The sequence below is a fragment of the Chryseobacterium sp. POL2 genome (genome assembly GCF_011058315.1).
Taxonomy (GTDB): Bacteria; Bacteroidota; Bacteroidia; order Flavobacteriales; family Weeksellaceae; genus Soonwooa.
This window is the reverse complement of sequence record NZ_CP049298.1, coordinates 2,351,983-2,374,647: the sequence shown is the minus strand read 5'-3', so window position 1 is coordinate 2,374,647 and position 22,665 is coordinate 2,351,983. Positions and strand designations below refer to the sequence as shown.

Annotated in this window: 17 protein-coding genes; 13 read left to right on the top strand and 4 right to left on the bottom strand. The window is 34.7% G+C overall.

Going from position 1 to position 22,665, the window contains the following annotated elements; translation table 11 throughout:
- Position 1 precedes the first annotated feature (1 nt).
- Positions 2-1,027 (top strand): glycosyltransferase family 2 protein, encoded by a 1,026-nt coding sequence (locus G6R40_RS11055; RefSeq protein WP_165135335.1) that lies wholly within the window; start codon positions 2-4, stop codon positions 1,025-1,027.
- A 2-nt stretch (positions 1,028-1,029) separates the two neighbouring features.
- On the opposite strand, the gene G6R40_RS11050 is transcribed toward G6R40_RS11055, so the two are convergent.
- From G6R40_RS11050 to G6R40_RS11040, 3 genes are all read right to left on the bottom strand, one after another.
- The gene (locus tag G6R40_RS11050; protein WP_165135332.1) at positions 1,030-2,079 is read right to left on the bottom strand and encodes an acyltransferase family protein; all 1,050 of its coding nucleotides are present in this window, start codon (positions 2,077-2,079) and stop codon (positions 1,030-1,032) included.
- 1 nt (position 2,080) lies between these two features.
- Positions 2,081-3,631, bottom strand: a complete 1,551-nt coding sequence (locus tag G6R40_RS11045) for a sulfatase-like hydrolase/transferase (RefSeq protein WP_165135329.1) — start codon at positions 3,629-3,631, stop codon at positions 2,081-2,083.
- Between the two features lie 137 nt (positions 3,632-3,768).
- Positions 3,769-5,325, bottom strand: coding sequence for a helix-turn-helix domain-containing protein (locus tag G6R40_RS11040; RefSeq protein WP_165135326.1), 1,557 nt, complete (start codon positions 5,323-5,325; stop codon positions 3,769-3,771).
- 584 nt (positions 5,326-5,909) lie between these two features.
- Here G6R40_RS11040 and G6R40_RS11035 point away from each other — a divergent pair.
- The 11 genes from G6R40_RS11035 to G6R40_RS10985 all read left to right on the top strand — a co-directional run bounded on the left by G6R40_RS11035 (position 5,910) and on the right by G6R40_RS10985 (position 21,226).
- Positions 5,910-6,914, top strand: coding sequence for a T9SS sorting signal type C domain-containing protein (locus tag G6R40_RS11035; protein ID WP_165135323.1), 1,005 nt, complete (start codon positions 5,910-5,912; stop codon positions 6,912-6,914).
- Positions 6,915-7,038: 124 nt separating this feature from the next.
- Complete coding sequence (locus G6R40_RS11030; protein WP_165135321.1) at positions 7,039-12,387, top strand: GEVED domain-containing protein; 5,349 nt, start codon at positions 7,039-7,041, stop codon at positions 12,385-12,387.
- 9 nt (positions 12,388-12,396) lie between these two features.
- Positions 12,397-12,717: a hypothetical protein gene (locus G6R40_RS11025; RefSeq protein ID WP_165135319.1), complete on the top strand. Its 321-nt coding sequence runs from the start codon at positions 12,397-12,399 to the stop codon at positions 12,715-12,717.
- A gap of 108 nt (positions 12,718-12,825) precedes the next feature.
- The gene (locus G6R40_RS11020) at positions 12,826-13,980 is read left to right on the top strand and encodes a glycosyltransferase (protein ID WP_165135317.1); all 1,155 of its coding nucleotides are present in this window, start codon (positions 12,826-12,828) and stop codon (positions 13,978-13,980) included.
- Positions 13,973-14,878 (top strand): glycosyltransferase family A protein, encoded by a 906-nt coding sequence (locus G6R40_RS11015; RefSeq protein ID WP_165135315.1) that lies wholly within the window; start codon positions 13,973-13,975, stop codon positions 14,876-14,878. The genes G6R40_RS11020 and G6R40_RS11015 overlap by 8 nt, the downstream gene beginning before the upstream one ends.
- A gap of 8 nt (positions 14,879-14,886) precedes the next feature.
- A complete protein-coding gene (locus G6R40_RS11010; RefSeq protein ID WP_165135313.1) occupies positions 14,887-16,572 on the top strand; it encodes a hypothetical protein in 1,686 nt (561 codons plus the stop codon).
- A gap of 100 nt (positions 16,573-16,672) precedes the next feature.
- Complete coding sequence (locus tag G6R40_RS11005) at positions 16,673-17,821, top strand: glycosyltransferase (RefSeq protein ID WP_165135311.1); 1,149 nt, start codon at positions 16,673-16,675, stop codon at positions 17,819-17,821.
- 9 nt (positions 17,822-17,830) lie between these two features.
- Entirely contained in the window at positions 17,831-18,388 is a 558-nt protein-coding gene (locus G6R40_RS11000) for a serine O-acetyltransferase (protein WP_165135309.1), read from the top strand.
- A 122-nt stretch (positions 18,389-18,510) separates the two neighbouring features.
- A complete protein-coding gene (locus G6R40_RS10995; protein WP_165135307.1) occupies positions 18,511-19,179 on the top strand; it encodes a carbonic anhydrase in 669 nt (222 codons plus the stop codon).
- A gap of 31 nt (positions 19,180-19,210) precedes the next feature.
- Positions 19,211-19,507 (top strand): hypothetical protein, encoded by a 297-nt coding sequence (locus G6R40_RS10990; RefSeq protein ID WP_165135304.1) that lies wholly within the window; start codon positions 19,211-19,213, stop codon positions 19,505-19,507.
- A gap of 126 nt (positions 19,508-19,633) precedes the next feature.
- Positions 19,634-21,226 carry a SulP family inorganic anion transporter gene (locus tag G6R40_RS10985; RefSeq protein ID WP_165135301.1) on the top strand — a complete coding sequence of 531 codons (1,593 nt, stop codon included), beginning with the start codon at positions 19,634-19,636 and terminating at the stop codon, positions 21,224-21,226.
- Between the two features lie 75 nt (positions 21,227-21,301).
- Here G6R40_RS10985 and G6R40_RS10980 read toward each other — a convergent pair whose 3' ends face one another.
- Complete coding sequence (locus G6R40_RS10980) at positions 21,302-22,081, bottom strand: murein L,D-transpeptidase catalytic domain family protein (RefSeq protein WP_165135298.1); 780 nt, start codon at positions 22,079-22,081, stop codon at positions 21,302-21,304.
- Positions 22,082-22,238: 157 nt separating this feature from the next.
- Here G6R40_RS10980 and G6R40_RS10975 point away from each other — a divergent pair, with 157 nt between their 5' ends.
- Positions 22,239-22,616 carry a hypothetical protein gene (locus G6R40_RS10975; protein WP_165135295.1) on the top strand — a complete coding sequence of 126 codons (378 nt, stop codon included), beginning with the start codon at positions 22,239-22,241 and terminating at the stop codon, positions 22,614-22,616.
- Positions 22,617-22,665 lie beyond the last annotated feature (49 nt).

Below are 22,665 nucleotides of genomic sequence, written 5' to 3'. Positions count from 1 at the left end.
AATGACGGACATTATCATAAAATCCTTTAACAGACCGCATTATCTCGACCGTTGTTTGTCTTCTATCCAACAAAATGTTACGGGAAAATACATTATCAATGTTTTGGATGACGGGACGCCAGATGTTTATTTACAGAAAATACAGCAAAAATTTCCAGAAATAAAGCTTCTTAAATCCTCTCAATACAAGTCTAAAGTTGACGCTATTCAGCAAAATTTAGAAACAGGCGCAACAATAGATGGCTTTGCTATTCCTACTGAACTTTGGTATAACAGCGTAAAGTCCTCCTCAGATTATGTTTTGGTCATAGAAGATGATGTTTGGTTTTCATCTGACGTCGATCTTGATGTGTTGGTCGATGATATGAAGACGTATCAAATTCCCCTTTTAAGACTTGGCTGGCTTGGAAACTATACTGAAAATCAATATTGCGAAATCAAAGCTTTGGCCGCAAATATTACATCTGTAATCCCAAAAAAACTCTTTACATCGAATAAATTCATCATGGATTTGTTCTTTTATAATCGTTTTAAATTTTTCACAATACTTTATAAACTTGGTTTAACTGATAATTACGCCAAACAAAAATATTGGAGTATTAATTCCATATTGATGGGATTGTATCGAAAAGATTATTGGCTGGCCATCTGGAAAGATGCCCACGGAAAAGTTGATGAAAAGCAACAATTGCGAAATGCAGCCAGTTGGTATCATCATAATAAAAAAGCAGTTTTTGCAAGAACCAATCAAGAAGTTTTAAAAACAACTTTCAAATCGTCAGCCACAGGATCTTATCATAAATACGCAGATCAATTTGATGTTAACCGAATGAATTTTATATTTAATGAAGCTTGGTTAAATAATGATTTTGACGCCATGGAGAACTATCCGAGAGATTTTTCTGATGATTATATAATGTATTTTTTAGATAAAGCCAATCATCCTGCCGCACAGTCTACAGAGTGGAAAAAATGGGCAAATCAATTTAAACAACAATATCGAGATATCGGTGCGAAAGTGGATTAATTTTATATTTTCAGTTGCTTTTGTAGAGCATTATACAGTACGAAAAGAATATAGCTTAGTCCAAATAATAGCGGAATATAATACATAACCTGAGACATCGAAAAGTCTGAGAAAATTGGCAAAAATCTAAAACGGCCGTTCACCACAAATAAAATCATCGAAATTTCTCCAGTAAAAATTATAATCTTTTTTAATACTGTTGGACTTGCTTTTTCCAACCAATTAAAAGCTTGGATTAACAATATGCTGATTGCTAAAAAGCTTAATGGAAAGATGATTTCAAAAAACTGAGAAAATATGAAAACAATTCCTGCGGCAATAACGATCCATTTATCAAATGTTTTAATTTTAAAATGTGCCATAGCAATTCCCAAAAACACTTCGGGCAAATGCCCAAAAACACTTCCCAATATAGTAAAATGTGTTCCTAAAGTAAAATAATAAATGGGGTAGATAATGACATAAGATCCTAGAAAAACCAGCCAAACTTTTTCTTTTTGGAAACGAGTTATGATTTTATAACATACTGGAAATATAGTATAAAGTTGTATAACTAAAGCAAAAAACCAAAACGGACCCGTAAACATCCCATACAAATACCAATCTGAAAAACTACTAATCGTAGAGCCTAGTAGAAAGCTTTTCTTAGCGATATCATAAAGCGACATTGGATTGCCTACAAGCCACGAAAGAACAATGCAAAAAGCGATACCAAAAAACATTAAAAAGTAAATCTTCTTTAGCCTGCGCAAAACAAATTGTGTAACACTTTGACTACTCTTACTAAACTGAATACTTAATCCATAAGCGCTAAAGAGAATGAAAATCTGCACGCCATAATGCCCAAGGAATCCGAATACTGAACCTATCCAATTATTAAAATCAAAACTCACCAAATGTTTAGTAAACAATTTAACATTAACAGCAGAAAAACCAGCTTCATTTTCCAAAGCAAATTCTGGTAACGAATGAAAATAATTGTGAAAAACAATCATTAAAATCCCAATACCTTTAAAGAAGTTGGTTTCAATTTTACTATATAAACCTTGCATATTATTTTTTGAGTTCGTTAAAAGGAATTACTTTCCCATTTTTAAGAAATTTTGCTTGATCATTTTTATTTGACTTGCTATTCTGCAATCCCATAAGTTCCAATACCAAATCATAAACAATCGTTGATGATGTCTGTCTAGTCTCAACCCCTGGTTTTCGCAATGCTTCTGGAACCTTACTGCCATACCAAACAAAAAGAGGAATCATGTTCGCTTCTTGCGATGGTGCGTGGAAAAACTTTTCGTTCGTATAGGCTTGTCCATGATCCGAATAATAAAGTACTGCACTATTAGTATCTCTAAGATCTTCAAAAACTTGTCCAAGCAAATAGTCGGTATAAGCAATGGAATTATCATATTCGTCCAAGCTATTTTGATTTTTAAAAATAGTATGTGTTTTTGGATAATTATTTTTTGCATCGGCGTGCGATCCTAACAAATGTAGAACAATAAGCTGTTTTTCTTTATTTTTTATTAATTTTTTAAATTCTGGAAGCAGGTAGCCATCATGGCTATCTTCGGTCTTTATTAGCTGATGGGCATTGTAGGCTAATATATGCTCGGGCTCGGACTTGGATCCAGTTATCCAATAAGTTTTTCGATTAAAATGTCTTCCTACATTAATGATATTATCTGCTATATCCCCAAAATTGTTTTGTGCATAAGTATCCATACTAATACTGCTTAAGCTGAGAGGTACAGCTTGGAATGTGACAAAAGCAGGCGAAACCGCATCCGTATAAAGAAACATATTTGATTTTTCTTTATCTTCAAAGGGCGTTGTTTTTCTCCCATAGCCATAGAGCGACATATTTTGCTTTCGAGCAGATTCTCCAACGACAACAACAACTTTATCAATTGCATCATAATTTATCGTTTTAGATATTAAGGAAAAATCTGGCTTATATTTTTTAACAGCCTGTATATCATTCAAATAGTTAATCCCTTGATAAAATGAAGGAAATGTTTGAAAAACAAATTTTGGCTCTACATAATGAACGCCATAACCAGGATGGGTAATTCTATACGCCTCTATATCCCTCTTTTCTTTAAAAGTCCAACATATTGGAATTACAATCCAAAGTATCGAAACAACATAAGCTAAAGTATTGATTTTAATAACCTGACTTAATTTCTCTATAAAAACACTAAAAAAAACAATATATATTAAACTGAAAAAAATAGGAATATAAAAAGTAGAAGAGATATTACTAGCTTCCTTATATGATGTTGACATTATGCTATATGCCATTTCCCTATTAAATATTTCTTTATAAACATAAAATACACTTGTGGAAATCAACACGTTAACAAACATTAACACCACAAAAACATAAGCAACATATTTTAGATATTTACTTTTTTTTATTAATAGCGCTAGGAAAAAACTAAAAGAGGCAAAACCCAATGCATAATCAACACTATGTCGCGTAATCTGTATATTATTATGCCAAGGATAAGAATTGGTTTTTATGTTTAGGAATAAATAAATTGCCAATAACACCAGAAACAAACCTGCTATAAGACAATAATTTAATCTTTTTCTTTTCATTAATGTTTATTTAGAGGCAAATATAAAATTTTTATTATACTTGTTAACAGCTTTGCATAACATCCCATTTATAAAAATATAGATTCTAAAAGTCAAGACACTGATTTCCAAACATCCAAAGCCTTTAATCATAAAATCTATTGCAAGTATTTTATAAACTCCGAAGGCGAGCTCCCGACATAAGCTTTAAAAACCGTGGCAAATTTCGAATGTGACGAAAAACCAGCTTCTTCGGCCAAGACGTTTATTTTGTAATGTCTATAAGTTGGGTTGTCATTCAGCTTTCTAACGATATAATCTATTCTCAAATCATTGATGTACTTATTAAAATCCTTGCCTTTATGTTTTTTAATAATATAAGACAGATACTTGGTATTAGTTTCTATAGCTGCTGCTACATAGGGTAAAGACACTTTTCGCTCGAGATAATGTTTTTCTTTTTCGAAATCGCTAAGTTTTTCCAAAAGTTTCTCTTCGGCTTCAGGAGGCATTAGTGCAATTTCTTCTTCTTTGTCGGCTATTTTTTCTATTATCGTGCTAACGGAAACGTCATTTTTATTGTCATGATGTTGCTCTTCGAGTTGTTTTAAAATGCTTTTTATTTTCTGAATCTGTTTTTGCTTTTTCTTTTTGTAATACAAGAAAAAAACAACTACCAAAACAATTAAACCCACAGACAACAAGGCGTAGATAAGACTTTGTTTTTCTGCTTTATCCTTATATTGTTTCTCTTGTTTTATGATGGTACTACTTAACGCGCTTCTATCATTTTTGTTGATGCTGTCATTTAGAGCGGTGAACAGTTCAAAGTATTTTTTGGAGTCTTCTGTCTTTTGCAATTCCAAATAGGATTTTGAGAGGCTTTCAAAAAGAACTTTCCTAAGCTGCGGAAAACTTGCTTTTTTCTCCATAGCAAGTCCAAGTTCTGCATATTCTACGGCTTTTTCATAATCTTTTTGTTCACTATAAAAATAACCTAACTCATTTAGTAAAACCACTTTTTCTACCAAGGGTACTGGTTGGGTATTATGAATTTTGTAAGCTTTTTGATAATAGGTTCCCGCCAATTGTTGATTGCCAGACTTCAGATACTCATTAGCCAAAATCATGTAAGAATAAGCTATCAGACTGTATTTTTTAGAAATATAAAGATTATCTGTTTCTGTTATTTTATCTGCTGCCGCTATACTTTTTTCTATACTCGCAAAAATCGAATCTTGAGGAGCACCACTTTTTATAAAAAGACTCGCCAGGTTACCATAAATAACGCCTAGAGCATGTTGTTTGCCATTGCCTGGTTCTATTTTATTCGCATATTCTAAAGCTGAAGCATATACATCTTTGGCTTTTTTTAAGACGCCCAACTCCGAATATGCGCAAGCTTTAAGCCTGTATATGTGCGACATTTTTTCATAATCTTTGATCTCTTCGCCAACTTTTAGAAAGCCGTCATCCAGATTGATAACTTTATCATAATCCGAACTATTAAAATAAATAATAGCAAGCGTATGCCCTACCCGCGTCACAGCATGCTGATAGCCAATAGCTTTACCTTCTTTATGGATTTGATTCAGAATCGGAATCGCTTTCTCTGGATTATCAGAAGTCACATAATGAAGCGCCTTTTCAAAATCTTTATTGATTTTTTCCATACCAATACTTTGTTGCCCAGACACCACAACAAAGCAAAACATAAAACAAAGTTTATATAAATGATACACAATTGAATTCTTATTTAGAATAACACCCACTTACGACCTATTACAATTAACAAAACACCAAAAATTTTCATTCTTTATTAAAAAAAATATCAAAAAATTAAATATTAAATCCTGATATAACAATCTCATAAAGCTAGTCTAAAAATAGATAAAACAAATGTAAAAGTCAAGATATACCTTGATATTCTTCAAAAAAAAGTCGAATCCCGTATGAAATTAAGTCAAAAACAAGCTCTTTTTAATACAAAAGAATCATTTCAGGCTGTATATACTTCATACATCGCACTCATAAAAAACATTTAACAAAGAAAACAACATCTTGATTATCAGTACATAAATCGAAAAATCGTTTTTAAATTACAGAAAACGGATAGGTGAAAACTTTTTATTCTTATGTAATTTTCATTAATTGCCGATAATTATTGAACTAAAAATTAAAAACACAATATTTTTATCACAATTTATAACCAAATCAACAAAAACAATCTATTCTAAATAATAAATAACAGCTTAAAAAAATCAAAAACGATATACAACTCTAATACTCTAAATAAACAATGAGAAAAAATTCCTATTTAAAAACACTTGCTATTTGCTCCGCACTATTGACAAGCAGCTATGCATTTTCGCAAGAGGTTATCTACCAACAAAATTTTGATGGTAACAATGGAAACTTTACAAATACAATCGTATCCGCAACAACGCCTATCAACGGTTGGCTGGCTAGCTCAACAGCAACCCAATATGGCAATTACCGACACCTTTGGAATTGGTCAGACGACGCGAGTGGAGGCAACGATATTGTAATGCCTATTTCTGGAAAATCTCTGGGCATGGGCTTCTTCAATGCCAACAGTCCTAATGTAGCTCATCAGGCATTCAGAACTTGGGATGGCGAAGAGCCATCAGCAGGCGCTTTCTATACAACACGTTGGGCACATGTTGGCGTATCCACTGCTGGTTACGAAAATATAACAGTAGAATTCAAATGGCGATGCGTAGGAGAAGTTGAAGACGATATTGTGTACGATTATGGCACCATCAACACGTCTATCAATGGTGGATCAACTTGGCTGATGGACGAGTCTGGAGGACAAGGCGGACAGACCAGCGAGCATGGTACATTTGGAGGTGGTCTCTATTATGGAAACGCAGAAGTAAAAACAACAACCTTAACTTTACCCGCTAACCGAGCAGATCAACCTAACTTCCGACTAGCATTTCGTATGGTGGTGGATGAAGGATATGGAAGTGGTGGCGGATTTATCATAGACGATATTATCATTAGAGGTACAAAAATCCCAACTGCCGGAACATTAGAAGTGAATAAGAACAAGCTAAATGCTTACAAAGACGGTGAAAACTTTGTGGTAAAAACCAATGCTTCTAACATTAAAGAAATCAATCTGTATGACATGAGTGGCAAACTTGTCACAAATCTTTCTGATAACAACAACAACAAAGAAGTTCGAATCAACGCCAATCCTTTAGCAAAAGGCATTTATATCTTAAAAGCCAAATTAGAAAACGGCGAAGAACTAAGCCAAAAAATTAAAAACTAACTATACTTTTCTATATGAAAGAATCCCTGAATACAAATTTTCGGGATTCTTTCTTTTCTATTGATGATGCCATTTTAAGACAGCATCACGATCCACGTACTCTAAAAACACAAATCCTTAGGCCATGTCGAATATTCTATCTTCTAAAATCCTAAAAAAAACACTTATTGCTTTTGTTTTGTTACTCTCACTTTCTAGTTGGGGGCAAAACAAAAACGAACAAGTACTTTCTCAAGCCTTGACCAATTCTTCCACAGAGATGAAAACCTCAGACAAACATCCCTTGGAAATGATGAAAGGGAAAATAGAAGATATTTCTAAAAGAACTGCAGACGCTAAACATTTCAAAAACAAAGATGGATCCTATACAGCCGTTATTGGTGCTGGCGCAATGCATTACCAAAAAAATGGCAAGTGGGAAGACATTGACACTAAAATCAAGAAAAACAATTCGCAAGACTTTCCTTTTGCAAACACCTCCAATCTTATGGAATCCCACTTCGGTGCGTCCTCAAATAAAGGAATTATCTCTAAAACTAAAGAAGGCGAAGTAAAAGAATTTCTAAACGGTAAAATGTATTGGGAAGCAAATGGCAACGCAGTAAATACCCAAGAAGCCGCCGATGTAAAAGCCACAGTTGACGGCGATAAAATCTACTACCACAATTTATTTGGGAAAATTTCTGCGGAGTATATTGTTAAAACCGGACAAAGAAAACTAAATTACATTATTCCCTCAAAAGCAGATTTAGGAAATGTACCTGCAGGAGCAGAATATCTTGTTTTTGAAGAAGAAATCATTTTACCTAAAAATTTCAACATCGTAAATGGAATTAAGAAATACAATAAATTAAAAAAAGAATACCAAACAATTCCTGGGATATATGTACTTAACACTAATGAGGAAGCCATAATGGAGTATTCTGCACCAGAAATAATAGAAAATTATAATTCTGAAGTCGCAGGTTTACCCTCCCAATTATCTCCCGAAATAAGTTTCGAAAAAATAGGAAATATCTTTATATTATATACAAAAGTAAAAGCAGATTGGATTCTCGCCAATGAGAGGATTTTTCCAATTGCAATTGACCCAACAGCAACTGCTTATCCTTTTACAACTAATTTTTCAACTGGACAAACATATAATTCTAATGGCGGTAACGGAAATATTGCTGCAGGTTATAGTGGTGGTTGGTATAGAGGCTGGGCAACTTTTAATCTAACCTCACTCCCTTCGTTATCTAATGTCACGGCAGTTAATGTATCATTATACATAAGTAATAAAGGTGGATCGATGGGACCTTATGTAAGTGAATCAAATACAAATAGTATTAATATAGGACATACTAGTTATGATCTCTCAAGATTAGTATGGTTAAATAATTACGCAAACCTTTATACTGCAATTACAGATCCTGGAAACACAAGAGGAGCGTATAATTATATGCCAAATCAAAATATTGGAACTTGGGCAAATGTAAGTTTAAACCCTGGAACTACAACAGCAGCCTTATCAGAGGTTGAAAAAAAATCTGGAAACAATATGGCATTTTTTCCTGTTAGTTTTAGCCCAGGATGGGGAAGCGGAACAACTACAAAATTTTATGTTATTGCTGGATATGCTGATGCTAATAAACCTTATTTAACAATAACCTATAATGCAGTTGACAAGTATAAACATTCAGCTCACACTTATGCAAATGCAGCGGCATATAAAGATATAGGATATATACAAATTGGTAACGTAACTCTTGGTAGCATTAATAATACAACAGCAATTACCTCTACAAGTGCAAATAATAATGCTGATCTTATCTATAGAAATACTCCAACTGGATATAATAGGTACAATCTCAGTACTAACGTAAATTCTGGCAATTCTTATACTTTAAATGCAACATACCGTGATATTGGCTCGCCATACAATAGTGGTAAAGTAGCTGTTTGGGTCGACTGGAATGAGGATGGAGATTTTGCTGATGCAAATGAGTATATTGGCGTTTCTGCAAACACAACATCAGGAAACCAAGTACTAGCATTTAACATTTCCGTTCCTTCTGGAACTTCGGCGGGAACAAAAAGGTTAAGGGTACGCTCTGCTTATGATGATCAGAGTATTACTTCTGCAAATTATGATACAACTTTTGAATATGGAGAAACTGAGGATTATGACCTCGTTGTTTTAGGAGATCCTACCCTCACTGTTTCCAATGCATACATAGGAGCATCACATGCAGATGGAAACTACACCATTGCCAACAACACCTCTGTTACTGCAACTTCAGGGACAAGAGCTGGTTATAATGTTACCGGTTGGACAGGAACGGGAAGTGTACCAGCTACAGGAACTGGTGACACAGCAAACTTTACCATTACACAAAACTCTAGCATTTCTTGGATTTGGGAGCAATTAGCGGTTAAAAATCTACAATTCCACAACTACGGCGGTACAGAGCCATTAGCTTTCAACAACAGTAGAATAGACACCACTACACCAAAGTTTAGATTAAGCCATCAAGCAGAAGAAGCCAACGAGTATCAAATAGAAATCAATAGCAATCCAACATTCGCTGGTGGGACAAATTGGGGGCAAAATTTCACAGGAACATTCAATACCAATACAGAGAATAACTTCACATTCACGAATGCATTTTCGCCCTCTAATAATACAACCTATTATGTAAGGGCAAGAGCTAAAGCTTCAGTTAATAACGAATGGAGCGACTGGACAACCGAAGCCTACAGTTTCACTTACCAAACGCCAAAAACCAATCCAGATTGGTTCCAAACCACACAAGCACAATTCCAAAGCAATAGCCTTTCTGGAGTTATAGCCGATGCAAGTCATGATGTAATTACCGCATCAGGAGGAAATCGAGTGGTGAATGGAGATTTTTCAAACGGCACGAATGACTGGACAGTAACAGGAACAAGTGGACAAGGAAAAACAGCAAGTATAGTAAACACTCCTGAATCATCTTTTCCTGGGAATTGGTTAAGATTAGGTTCTAACTTTGGCTATTCAGGGAGTGGGACTATTGTTGTTTCTCAACAAATAGATTTGACCAATGTTTCTCAAATCACCTTTAATGCGGGTAATTATTATTCTGTTGGAGGTCCTTTTGATGCAAACCCTAATTCAAAAGCTGAATTTAAGATTGGTGGAACCTTAACCGATACTTCTGGAACTCTTGAGGCCACAATAACTCAACAAGGTTCAGGACAAGGATATTCTTATCATAGACAAGACAAAACAGTAGATGTTAGCAGCTATACAGGCGTTCATGTCATTAAGTTTGTGATGACTTACAATGCTAACTGGCATGGAAACGGAACTCTTTATTACTTCTTTGCAGATGTCAAAGCAGAATCTCCACCCGCTGGCACCATCACTTCCACGCCGATACATTTGGCATCGGTTCAGGAAGCAACGGCTTATCAAGGCATTACATGGAACCAAAGCTTGGGCGGTGGCACTTTAGCACTCAAAGTTCAAAGTTCTACAGATGGCGTTAACTTTTCCGATATTGCTGGTTATACCAATATTACAGAAAGTGGTGATGGCGAAAAGTTCTTCGATCTATCTGGGCTCACACCAGCTCCGCCAAACCTTCGCCTTGTTGGTACGCTAGATGGACAAAATGTAAAAATGCACGACTGGGCTGTAGCTTTCGTTAAAGAATTGCCATGCGACAAAACCTGGACAGGTACAAGTTCTACCGATTGGCACACACCTGACAACTGGTTACCAATTGGCGTCCCAACAAATAAAAACTGCGTCAAGATTCCAAACACTTTTAACAAGCCTGTCGTATCTAGTCTTGCAACAGCATTTGCACAAAGCTTAGAACTTCAAGAATTTGCCAATTTAAAAATTCTCTCTGGCGCTAGTATTAGCATAAAAAACGAAATCACAAATCATGGTGACGAAAGCAACTTCGTGATAGAAGACATTGGAAGCTTGGTGCAGGAAGAAAATCTTAGCAATACAGGAAAAATAACCTATAACAGAAATACAGCACAAGCTTGGGCTAAAGACTTTATCTATCTGGGTTCACCCGTTAGCAACGCTCAGTTCTCTCAAATTAGTAATGAGCCAGGCAAAAACTTTGGTGCGTTTTACCATTGGCTTTCAAGCCCAACACCTGGCGAAGCTGGAAAATGGAGCTCTGCTATTGCTGGCAACTCTGTCAACACCATGACTGCAGCACAAGGTTATATAGCTAGAGTTCCGAATAACTGGAATGCAGCCACGATTTATAAAATGAATTTCAAAGGCATTCCGAACAATGGTGATATTACAATTCCTTTTAAAACAGGAGCCAGACAGGATGTCGTTTCTACAAACGATGTCAACGAAGCCTACCAAGACAAATGGGTATTGTTGGCCAATCCTTATCCATCTGCCATTGATGCTTTAGAAATGTTAAACTTACAAAGCAACAAAGATTTACTTTTTGATTCTGGCAATCCTAGCAATCCATACAATAGTGACGGTGCTCTATATTTTTGGAACCACAAAGATGGGACAGGCGCTATGCAAAACCCGTTCTACAACAATGGCACCAATTACAGCTCCGACCCTAGCAACCATTATATTTTAAAAAACTTCACAGGAACAACACCTATAGAAACACCAATTAACAATAGTCCTTCTGGAAACTGGAATGGCAAGATACCTGCCGCCCAAGCTTTCTTCATAAGAGGGAAAGAAAATGCAGATGGTCATTTTAGCTTCACCAACAGCATGCGTGTAACAGGGGAAAATGACTCTTATTATAAAAACAATGAGAAACATAGATTCTGGCTGGATCTCACCAAAAAAGACAATAACAAATCTGCGCAAACACTTATTGGATATGTCGATGGTGCAAGCAATGGATTAGACTTCATGTATGATGGCTTATCCATGGACAACGATCTCGATATCTACACCAACATTATGGGCAAAAATCTTTCTATACAAGGGCGAAGCTTACCATTCGACAGCCAAGATATTGTGACATTGGGCTATACTGCACCGCAAACTGGCGCCTATCGCATTGGACTTTTCCAAACCGAAGGTCTATTCGCGCCACACGGCATTCAGACTATTTATTTAAAAGATAAAAGCAATGGCATCATACATAATCTAATCGATGCACCTTACGAATTCGTGACCGATACAGGGCGCTACAATGATCGTTTTGAAATCGTCTATGAGAAGACAACATTAACCACAGAAAACATACAAAAAACACAGTTAAACATCATATATGACGATTTACAAAAACGTTGGCTGATCCTATCACCACAACACAAGATTTTAAAAATTGAAATTTATGACTTATCTGGAAAACTCATTTGGATAAAAAAAGCGCTTAATACCACCGCGTTCTCAATTCCGTACCGTCATGTCAACCAAAAAACAGCTTTAATAAAAGTCCATACGGATAATGTTGAGGTCGTTACCAAAAAAATCATCAATCCTTAATACGCTGATATGAATTTTAAAAATATTTACAAATTAGTTTTAATAATATTAATTACTGCAAATATTAACGCTAAAGCCGATGACAGCTATTTAAGAAACCCTGCATGGCAGGAAGACAACAACGTTTTCTCGAAAACCAATGAAGCCAAAGACAACACCAATATTTTTCAGAATGAAGCCTCTTATTCTGAAGACGACGTCATCTATGAGAAAAGTGGTCCTCCCGCGCCTCCCGATGTGCCCATTAACCAATACATCACAGGTTTGTTAATTACAACTGCAATTGTAGCATGGCGGTTTGGCAAGCGCTATCAAAATGAATCTCAATAAATTTATAAAAACCTTAAGAGCCTAAAACCAATTCAGATCTTAAGGTTTTTTCAATATTAAAACCAAGCTAAGACTGAATTCTTATCTTTGTAAAAACTAACACAAAAGATGGGAAAAACAAAAGTTCTGTTTCGGATTCGTTCACTAGAAATGGGCGGTGTCAACAAGGTATTGATTGATATTTTAAATCATATTTCCAAAGAAAAGCTTGACATTACGGTGATGGTGAACTTATACCAAGGTGAACTGCGTGCCGATATTCCCAAAGACATCCATCTTATAAAAATCGCGAGAGGTAAAGAAGATTTCTCCAAAAACAAATGGATTCACAAGTTGCAGTTAGCAGCACGACGTTTGAAGCTCACGCTACTCGACCAACTTCCTAAATTAATGCGGTTTTATTACAAAAAAGATTATGATATAGAAATCGCTTTTGGAAAGTCAGAACTCAATATGGTCAAAAATTCGCCACAGAAAAAATCCAAGAAAATCGCTTGGGTGCATTGGGAATTTAGCCATGAAGCGATATTAAACAAGTCTGAGCAAAATATAAAAACCTTGCAGGATTTTGACCAAGTCATATTTTGTTCCGCCAATGTAAGAGCACAAGTAAAAACTTTATACGGCGTGACTTTTCCGAATTCTGAAATCATACCCAACGTCGTTCATCCAGAAGAAGTTTATGAAAAAAGTTTAGAAAAGATTGATTTCGAAAAATCAGCAGATGTTGTCAGCTTTTCATCGGTAGGCAGAATAAAAAATGGAAAAGGTTATCCACTTTTATTCAGAGTTCACCAGCGATTGATGCAGGAAGGCTTGCAACATCGCATCATCATCATCGGCAATGGCGACCGTTATAACGACTTGCGCGAAAGTGCAAAACATCTAGGTTACGACAAAAGCTTCCTACTATTAGGAAACCAAAACAATCCTTTTCCTTATATAAAAAATTCGGATTGTTTTATCTTGCCCACTCAAAGCGAAGCTTATCCATTATCTGTTAAAGAAGCTTTGGTGCTGGGTATTCCTGTTTTGGCTACCGACACAGGCGGCGTTAACGAAATTGTTACCGATAACTACGATGGCTTGCTTTTACAATATAATGAGGACACAATTTATCAAAAAATGAAAATGTTGATAACGACACCTTCTTTATTACAAACGCTGAGTAATAATGCCCAAAAAGCCAATTCCAAATTTGAGACAGACGCCGTTTATAAAAAGATTGAACACATCTTTACCAATAACAACACCAATGGATAAAAAAATTACGATAATCACCCCTTCCTACAACCGTGCCCATAGCCTTTCCCGTGTTTACGAATCTTTGAAGAAACAAAGTTTTAAAGATTTCAAATGGATTATCATGGACGATGGCTCAACAGACGACACCAAAACTTTGGTTACTGAATTTCAGAACGAAAACTGTTTCGAAATCGACTATTTTTGGAATGAGAATCAGCATAAATTCATTACTGTTTTTGAAGGTGTTAAAAAAGTGACTTCGCCTTATTTTATGATAATGGATTCGGATGACTCTTATCCAGAAGATTCGCTTAACACACTTTTTCATGAATCTGAAAACATTAAAAACCAAGATGAATACATTGGAGTAATCGGAAATTCTGTCGATGAACATGGAAAAATTGTTGGTAATATTTTCCCCGTAGAATTTGATGGTTCTATCTTCGAGATGCGTTATAAATACAAAGTAAGAGGTGATAAATTTGGAATTTTCTTTACTAAAACTTATCAAAATTTATTAAAAGACTTTGATTATTCTATATACCAAGGCAAAGGCTATATTCCGCAGTCGGTATTTTTCAACACCTATGATGCGGCTGGTTTCAAAACGAGGTTTATTAACAAAGTTGTTCGTTGCTATCACTTGGATGAAAGCGATCAAGACTCGGTTAGCAACACCCGATGGACAGGCAAAAACACTTTTGGATTGATGGAAGGTTATCGGTCGTTCCTCAACGCTTATGGAAAACAACTTTGGCATTATCCCAAAACTTTAGTGAGAAATTTGGTGGGTTATCAAGTATATTCGATCATTAATAAGAAAAGTTTAAAAGAGATTAATCTGGGGCTTAACGACTTCAAAATACTATCGCTTGTTATGTATCCTTTCGCATTAATTTACAGAAAAATTCAATAATTAAAAAAATGCTAAAAAACCACCAAATTAATATTGATAATGTAATATTAACTATAATACTATCGCTCTTTAGTATTTTGTTCACCATGAATATTGGTTTTTTGTTGGGGAGCAGTATTAAAAATCCAATATTATATGTATTCGCAATTTTATTAAGCATTATTATTTTAAAACTTTTTAGAATAAAACTTTTAGAAATATTTTTTTGCTTTTTATTAGCGGCTATTTCGTTAATATTTTCCTCTTTTTTCTATGACCTTTCCAATGATGGAACATGGTATCATCAAAATACAATAATTGCATTAAAAAATGGCTGGAATCCTATCTACGAAAAATACACTCTGCTGGATGCCCAATTATATGTACAACATTATGCGAAAGGACACGAAATAATCTCAGCAGCAATCTATTTTCTATCTAATAATATTGAGCTAGGCAAATCTATTAATTTGCTAATCATTTTCGCTTGTCTTCTTTTTTCTTATAGACTATTAGGCGATTACTTTCCAAAAAAGAAAGCTGCACTGTATGCTGTTTTAATTACACTCAACCCCGTAAGTATCACGCAAATATTCACCTATTATATTGACGGATTCTTCTACAACACACTGGTTATCATTATCATTGCAACAATTTTATACATTAAATCTTTTAATCCTAAATATGCAGCGATTTTAATAATGTCATTATGCATTTTTGGCACTTTAAAATTTACGTCAATCCCTGTTATTGCAGTTCTTTTCATCGTTGTTTTAGGTTATGCTTTCATGGAAAATAAGATTAAAAACATTGTCACTTTCAAAAATTTTTCTCTCACAGTAATACCTATATTAATACTAAGTGTACATCCTTATTTTACTAATATAAAAGATGGTAAATCTATTTTTTATCCGGCATTTGATAAAAATTCTAATGTTCTTAATGTACATTTAACGAAAAGCATACAAGAGAAAAATAGAATTACAAAACTGGGCATTTCTCTTTTTTCTAAGACTGGAATTCCAGAAAAAACCATAAAATCAGGATTAAAAATACCTTATACTTTCAACATATCAGAAGTAAAAAAACTAAGTAGCCCTACAATTGTGCTAGGTGGCTTTGGGATTTTTTTTAGTGCTTTTTTTATTAATAGTATTATTATTTTAATTGCTTGTTTGTTTTTAAAGATTAAAACAAAAACTGCATCCATCATTTTACTCATTCTGGCTTCATTCGTATTTTATTCACTAATATTTCCTGAACCATGGTTAGCTCGTATTCTCCCTCAGTTTTACCTGATTCCCATTTTAATACTATTATATTATGAATCTTCTTATACGAAAATTAAATGGCTATCTTATTTAAAACACATAACTTTAGTCTGTTTAGTAACAAATTTTGTTCTTTTCATTATGGTCAGTTTTTTCTTCAACACTTTATACTCTCTTAAAACTCATTTTATGATTTCAGAACTAAAGAAGCATGATGCTGTATATTGCGTTCAAGAGTTTGGATACAAAAGCAATCTTCAAAGACTCCAAGACAATAATATAAGATATAAATTATGTAATTTGGATAATGAACAAGAAAAAAACTTGATCTATTTCGAACCTAAAAACACCAAAATAAGCACCAGAGTAAAAGCAAAAATCAATTATAATAATCAGCCAAAAATATTAAACTTACTTGATCAAATTTTTATAAAAATCCAATAGAAAAACACTTAAGTTAACAGCATAAACCTGCAAAATTTTTGGTTCTGGATAAAACATCTTTTATTGAAAATTTAATTTCTAAATAATACCTAAACAACTGATGACAAAAAAGAAAATCCTTATTCGTATAGGCTCTTTACGGCATGGTGGCGCAGAAAAGGTATTAATTACTTTTCTGAAAAACCTTCCTGCTGACAAGTACGAAGTGGACCTTTTACTCAACTTATATTCTGGAAAATACATTCCCGAAATTCCCGATTGGGTCAATGTCATGTACCTCAACCGTGGCGAGATGATTACAACCAATCGCCCCAAAGACATTCCTAAAAAGGCATACAGAGTTGTTTATCAACAATTATTAAAAAAATATCCCAAAATACTTTATAAAAGAAAACTTAAAAACAAAAAATACGACATCGAGTTTGCTGCCATTCATGGTTTTATGGATGAGATACTCAACAGTCCTTTGAAGTCCTCAAAAAAATTGATGTGGATACATAACGACCTCACAAAAGTCGAAGGCTATACCACAGAAAAAATAAAGCGATTTTTCCGTTATGACAAAATCATGGTAATCTCAGAACACATTCAAAAGACCTTCGAAAAACTTGCAAACAACGAGGCGGAAAAATCTAAAATTGTTAGAATCTATAATCCTCTAGATACCGAAGAGATTTTAACAAAATCAGAAAAAGCATTAGATTCAGATTTATTTGATGATGAAATCCCGAGTTTTGTTTCCGTCGGAACAGTGTTTCCCCAAAAAGGATTCGACAGATTATTGAAAGTTCACAAACAACTTTTGGACGAAGGTTTTCTGCACAAAGTCATTATTATTGGCGATGGCTATGATTTTGAAAATATTAAAAATTTAAAATCAGAATTAAAACTTGACAAAACTGCCAGCATGATTGGTTTCACAGACAATCCTTATCCCTATTTTAAAAAAGCAGATTTTTTTGTGCTGAGTTCCCGTTACGAAGGTTTCCCAACCGTTCTTTTTGAAGCTATGACCTTAACCAAAAACATCATCGCAACAGATGTTTCTGGCGTTAAAGAAATGCTGAAAAATGGAGAACTTGGACTTATTGTCGAGAACTCCGAAAAAGGAATTTATACTGGCATGAAACAAGCCTTGACCGATGCCAAAAGCTTTGAGCTTTATCAGCAAAAACTCAACAGCTACGAAATGCCATTTAATTTAAAAAATTCGGTAAAATCTATTACCGACATCATCGATAATCTTTAACTTTGCAATATGTCTTACTCCACGATTCAAAAAGATTTTTACAGAGAAAGCGGGCAATACTTATCTCATTTTCAGATAATTAAAAAATGTTTTAGCCCAAATTTGCATTATATCTATTGGTTTCGAAATGCACAAAAACATCCAAAAAATTCTTTCGTAGGCAAGCTTTATCGTTTAATTTTAAGGCATTATCAAATTAAATACGGCTTCCAAATTTATCCAGAAACCCAGATTGGCGAAGGCCTTTATCTAGGACATTGGGGACATTTGGTAATCAACCCAAAAGTGGTGATTGGCAAAAATTGCAATATTGCACAAGGCGTTACCATTGCACAAGCCAATCGTGGAAAATATGAAGGTTACCCAAATATCGGTGACGAAGTTTGGATTGGTCCCAATGCCGTTATTGTCGGCGGAATTAAAATTGGGAAAAATGTTCTTATCGCCCCAAATGCTTATGTCAACATGGATGTTCCTGATAATGCTATTGTTATCGGCAATCCAGCACAAATTATTTTAAAAGAAAATGCCACAGAAGGCTACATTAATAATAAAGTAAAATATTAAACTTTGTTAATATTTTTCACTTTTTAATCAAAAAAAATTACTTTTGCAATGTTATTGATTCAGTCTATCGAATTTTAGCATTTAATAGTTAAAGCAATTTTAACCTTAAATATTTTTTTATTATGCAAGATTCATACAACAAAGTTTTTGAAAACAACCGTCAATGGGTAGAAGAAATGAAAGCTACAAAAGCTGATTTTTTCAAAAACTTAGCCGAAGGTCAGAACCCAGAATTTCTATACATCGGATGCTCCGACAGTAGAGTTCCTGCAGAAGACCTTATGGGATTGAAACCTGGTGAAATTTTCGTTCACAGAAATATTGCTAACGTTGTTAACAATATCGATATGAATGTGAATTCTGTAATTGAGTATGCAGTAAGCCACCTACAAGTAAAACACATCGTTGTATGTGGACATTACGGATGCGGAGGTATTAATGCAGCGATGCAAGCTAAAGATCTTGGGCTGCTTAACCCTTGGCTGAGAAGCATTCGTGATGTATATCGCATGCACCAAGAAGAACTAGACGCTATTACAGATCAACACCAGAAGTTCGACAGATTGGTAGAGCTTAATGTACAAGAGCAATGCATCAATGTTGTAAAAGCTGCAGCCGTACAAAAAGGATTTGTCCAAAATGGTTACCCCGTTGTACATGGATGGGTTTTCGACTTGAAAACCGGCACACTAAAGGATTTGAATATTGACTTTGAAGGTATCCTTCACAATATTCAGAAAATTTATGATTTGACAGAATCTACTTGGTCTGTTCCTAAAATGGAAAAATAACCATTGTAGAAACTGGATTTAAAGCAATCTTATGAAGTATTTGAGCATTTTAGTATTAGCCATCTTTATGAATTTCACAGCCTTACCGAGTATGGCTGCGATCTTCGGTTGGGATTTGCCTACTACTAATGTCTCAATTGCTGAGGAAGAAGTAAAAACAGGCTCGTCATCTTTCAACGAGAAAGTCACTTCGAATCCACTTTCGATTCATGACTTTGTTAAGTTTTTCGAATCCGATTTGCAAAACAAATCTTTCGACCTTATCAATGATGGCGCAAGCATTTCTCCGTATATTCCTATATTTTCGCCACCTCCGAATCGTATTTAATTTTAATCATTGTTTCTTCTTAAAATATTAAGAGGCGCATTCTTTATAGCTATTAAAATTAAATATTTCAACGATAAAGTCTCATCAATCATGCTATGGGACTATATAATTATACTTTTTCGGACGATGAAAAAAGCAAAAAATTTCATGGGCTTATTCAAGGAGAATTTCCCATCAGGACTGGTCGTATTCTTAGTTGCGCTGCCATTATGTCTTGGTATCGCGCTAGCATCTGGCGCACCACCATTAGCTGGAATTATTTCAGGAATTATTGGTGGATTGGTTGTTGGCTACCTTAGCAATTCACACATTTCAGTATCTGGTCCCGCCGCAGGACTTACAGCTATCATCTTAGCAGCTATTGCGGATCTTGGCTCTTTTGAACTCTTTCTAACCGCTGGAATTATCGCTGGAATCCTGCAGCTGGCATTAGGATTTTTACGTGCAGGCAGTATCTCCAACTATTTCCCGAACAACGTGATTGAAGGCATGTTGGCTGGTATCGGCGTAATTATTATCATGAAGCAAATTCCGTTGGCGTTAGGCTACAATTCTAATATTGCAAGCGAATCATTATTTGAAAACGGATTTAATCTCAACTTTTTCAGTAGTTTATCATCGGCTATCCATCCAGGCGCAGTCGTTATAACTTTGGCATCAATAGCAATTCTTTTAATGTGGGACAAAGTAAAAGTTTTAAAGAAACTAAAACTTCTTCCAGGAGCATTGGTAGCTGTTATTGCGGGTATTATTTTAAATCAAATTTTCTTGGCAAGCGGAAGTTCTTTAGCCATTTCAAAAGAGAATTTGGTGAGTTTACCAGTTCCCAAAAGCGCAGACGATTTCAAAGCGATGATTACCTTCCCAGCTTTTGAAGGATTTCTTAATTACAAAGTTTGGATTGTTGGCGCAACGATTGCCATAGTGGCTTCTATAGAAACACTTTTGTGTATTGAAGCTTCAGATAGACTTGATTCTAAAAGAAGAATCACTGATACCAATCTAGAACTACGGGCGCAAGGTATTGGTAATATTCTCAGTTCTATTATTGGAGGACTTCCGATGACATCTGTAGTTGTAAGAAGTTCTGCCAATGCTAATGCTGGCGCAACCAACAAAATATCGAGCATGATCCATGGTGCGATGTTATTAATTTGTGTGTTGAGCATTCCGTTTTTATTAAATATGATTCCGTTGGCAACTTTGGCAGCAGTACTCATTTTAATTGGATTCAAATTAGCAAGTCCGAAAAACATCATGCATTTTTGGCATAAAGGAAGATATCAGTTTATTCCTTTTATTGCGACCATTATCGCCATTGTATCAACAGATTTGTTAAAAGGTGTTGGTATTGGCTTGGCAATTTCTATTATTTATGTTTTGCAAGGAAATATGAAACGTGCGTATTACCTAAGTCGTGAAAACTTAAATGATGCTGACGAAATTAACATTAAACTGGCCGAAGAAGTTTCATTTCTAAACAAAGCGGCGATAAAGAAAACTTTGAAAAATGTAAAACCTAAATCAAAAGTAGTTATTGATGCCCGAAGTACGTCTTATATAACTACCGATGTTTTAGAAATGATACAAGATTTCGCCAATGTGAGAGCTGATGAGGAAGATATCGAAGTTCAACTTATTGGCTTCAAAACCTCTTATCGCGATTACGAAAACGATGAAGACTCGCATGTCATCATTGAGCACAGACGTGCAATATAAAAGCTGAACCTTTTTTCCACTTATATTTTCAAGACAAAGGCTATCTCTATTAGATAGCCTTTGTTATTTTATTATTTACTTCATGGAAAGAATCTCGCTTGGTAACATTTCGGAATTCTTTAACCATTGCGAACTGCTGAGATAATTCTGGTCTGGATAATAAATGAACAAGCAGGTTTTATCTTTAATCTTATCGATAATCGGCGCAGCCAAATCTCTGGAAACCGCGGGACAACCCCAACTTCTTCCTAATCTTTTTTGGTTTTTAATAAAATCCTCACTTACATAATCTGCACCATGCATCACGATTGCACGCTTCATCGCTGCATCATTATAACCTTTGTCCATCCCGATTAATCTTAAAGAATAACCATTTCCACCGTTATAAGTTGATTCGGTAATATAAAATCCCAAACTCGATTGGTGCGAACTTTCGGTATTAGAAAAACGCGTTGCAAACTCTTCACCCGTAGCTTTGCCGTGCGCCACCAAGGTATTAAACACCACAGTTTTGGAGTCCATATCAATCACCCAAAGTCTTTTCTTGGTAGATGACAAACTGAAATCACAAACACTCAAGAGTTTGGCATCGTCATCTAGGGCACCGGATTTTTTTAAATTTTGAAAACCTCTGAAAGCTTTGTCAAAAACATCAAAATCCAAAACATCATTACCTTCAAACGAAATCGAATTATAAATCGATTCTGCTGTCATGCTTTTGGATTCTGCCCGATCTAGCTTGATCATTTTGCTTGTTTCTGGACTTGTTTCTTTTTTAATATTAATAATTTTGTTGGAATAAAACGATGTTCCTAGTAAGAACACCGAACAAAGAAAAATTGGAAGTTTCTTCATAAATACATCTTTACATTTGCGGTGCAAAATTACAACTAAAAGACAATCAACGAATTAAAAATTTTAGAGTTTAACTAAACTTTAATAATCTTTAACTAAAACGAATTTTATAAATAAATATTTTTACTAAATTTGTATGCGCAATAATCAAAACTAAATGTTTAGAAAGTTTTTATTTATCACAAGTCTGTTTTGTTTGGGGAGCATGGTTTTCCCAATGCAGGTTATAGAGCTTTCTATTTTCCAGGACGCTTGTTGCGAGATGACAACCACCAATGCGGACTGTTGCGAAAAAACAGATTCTACATCTTGCCACAATTCTGAACAAAATTCTAAAAATTCTAAAGACGACTGTCAAGATCATTGCCAACAATGTCATACATGCCATGGTTGCTTTATGCCCATCTTTTATGCCCCTGAATCTAACAAAAATTCGTTAACTAATTTCAACACAAATCAGAAAGCATTTGCACATTCTGACCACTTTTTCAATAATAGCTTTTTCAACATCTGGCAACCGCCTAAAATCTCTTAATTATTTTAACATTTACCAGAGAAATACTTCTCAAAATCAATGAATTATA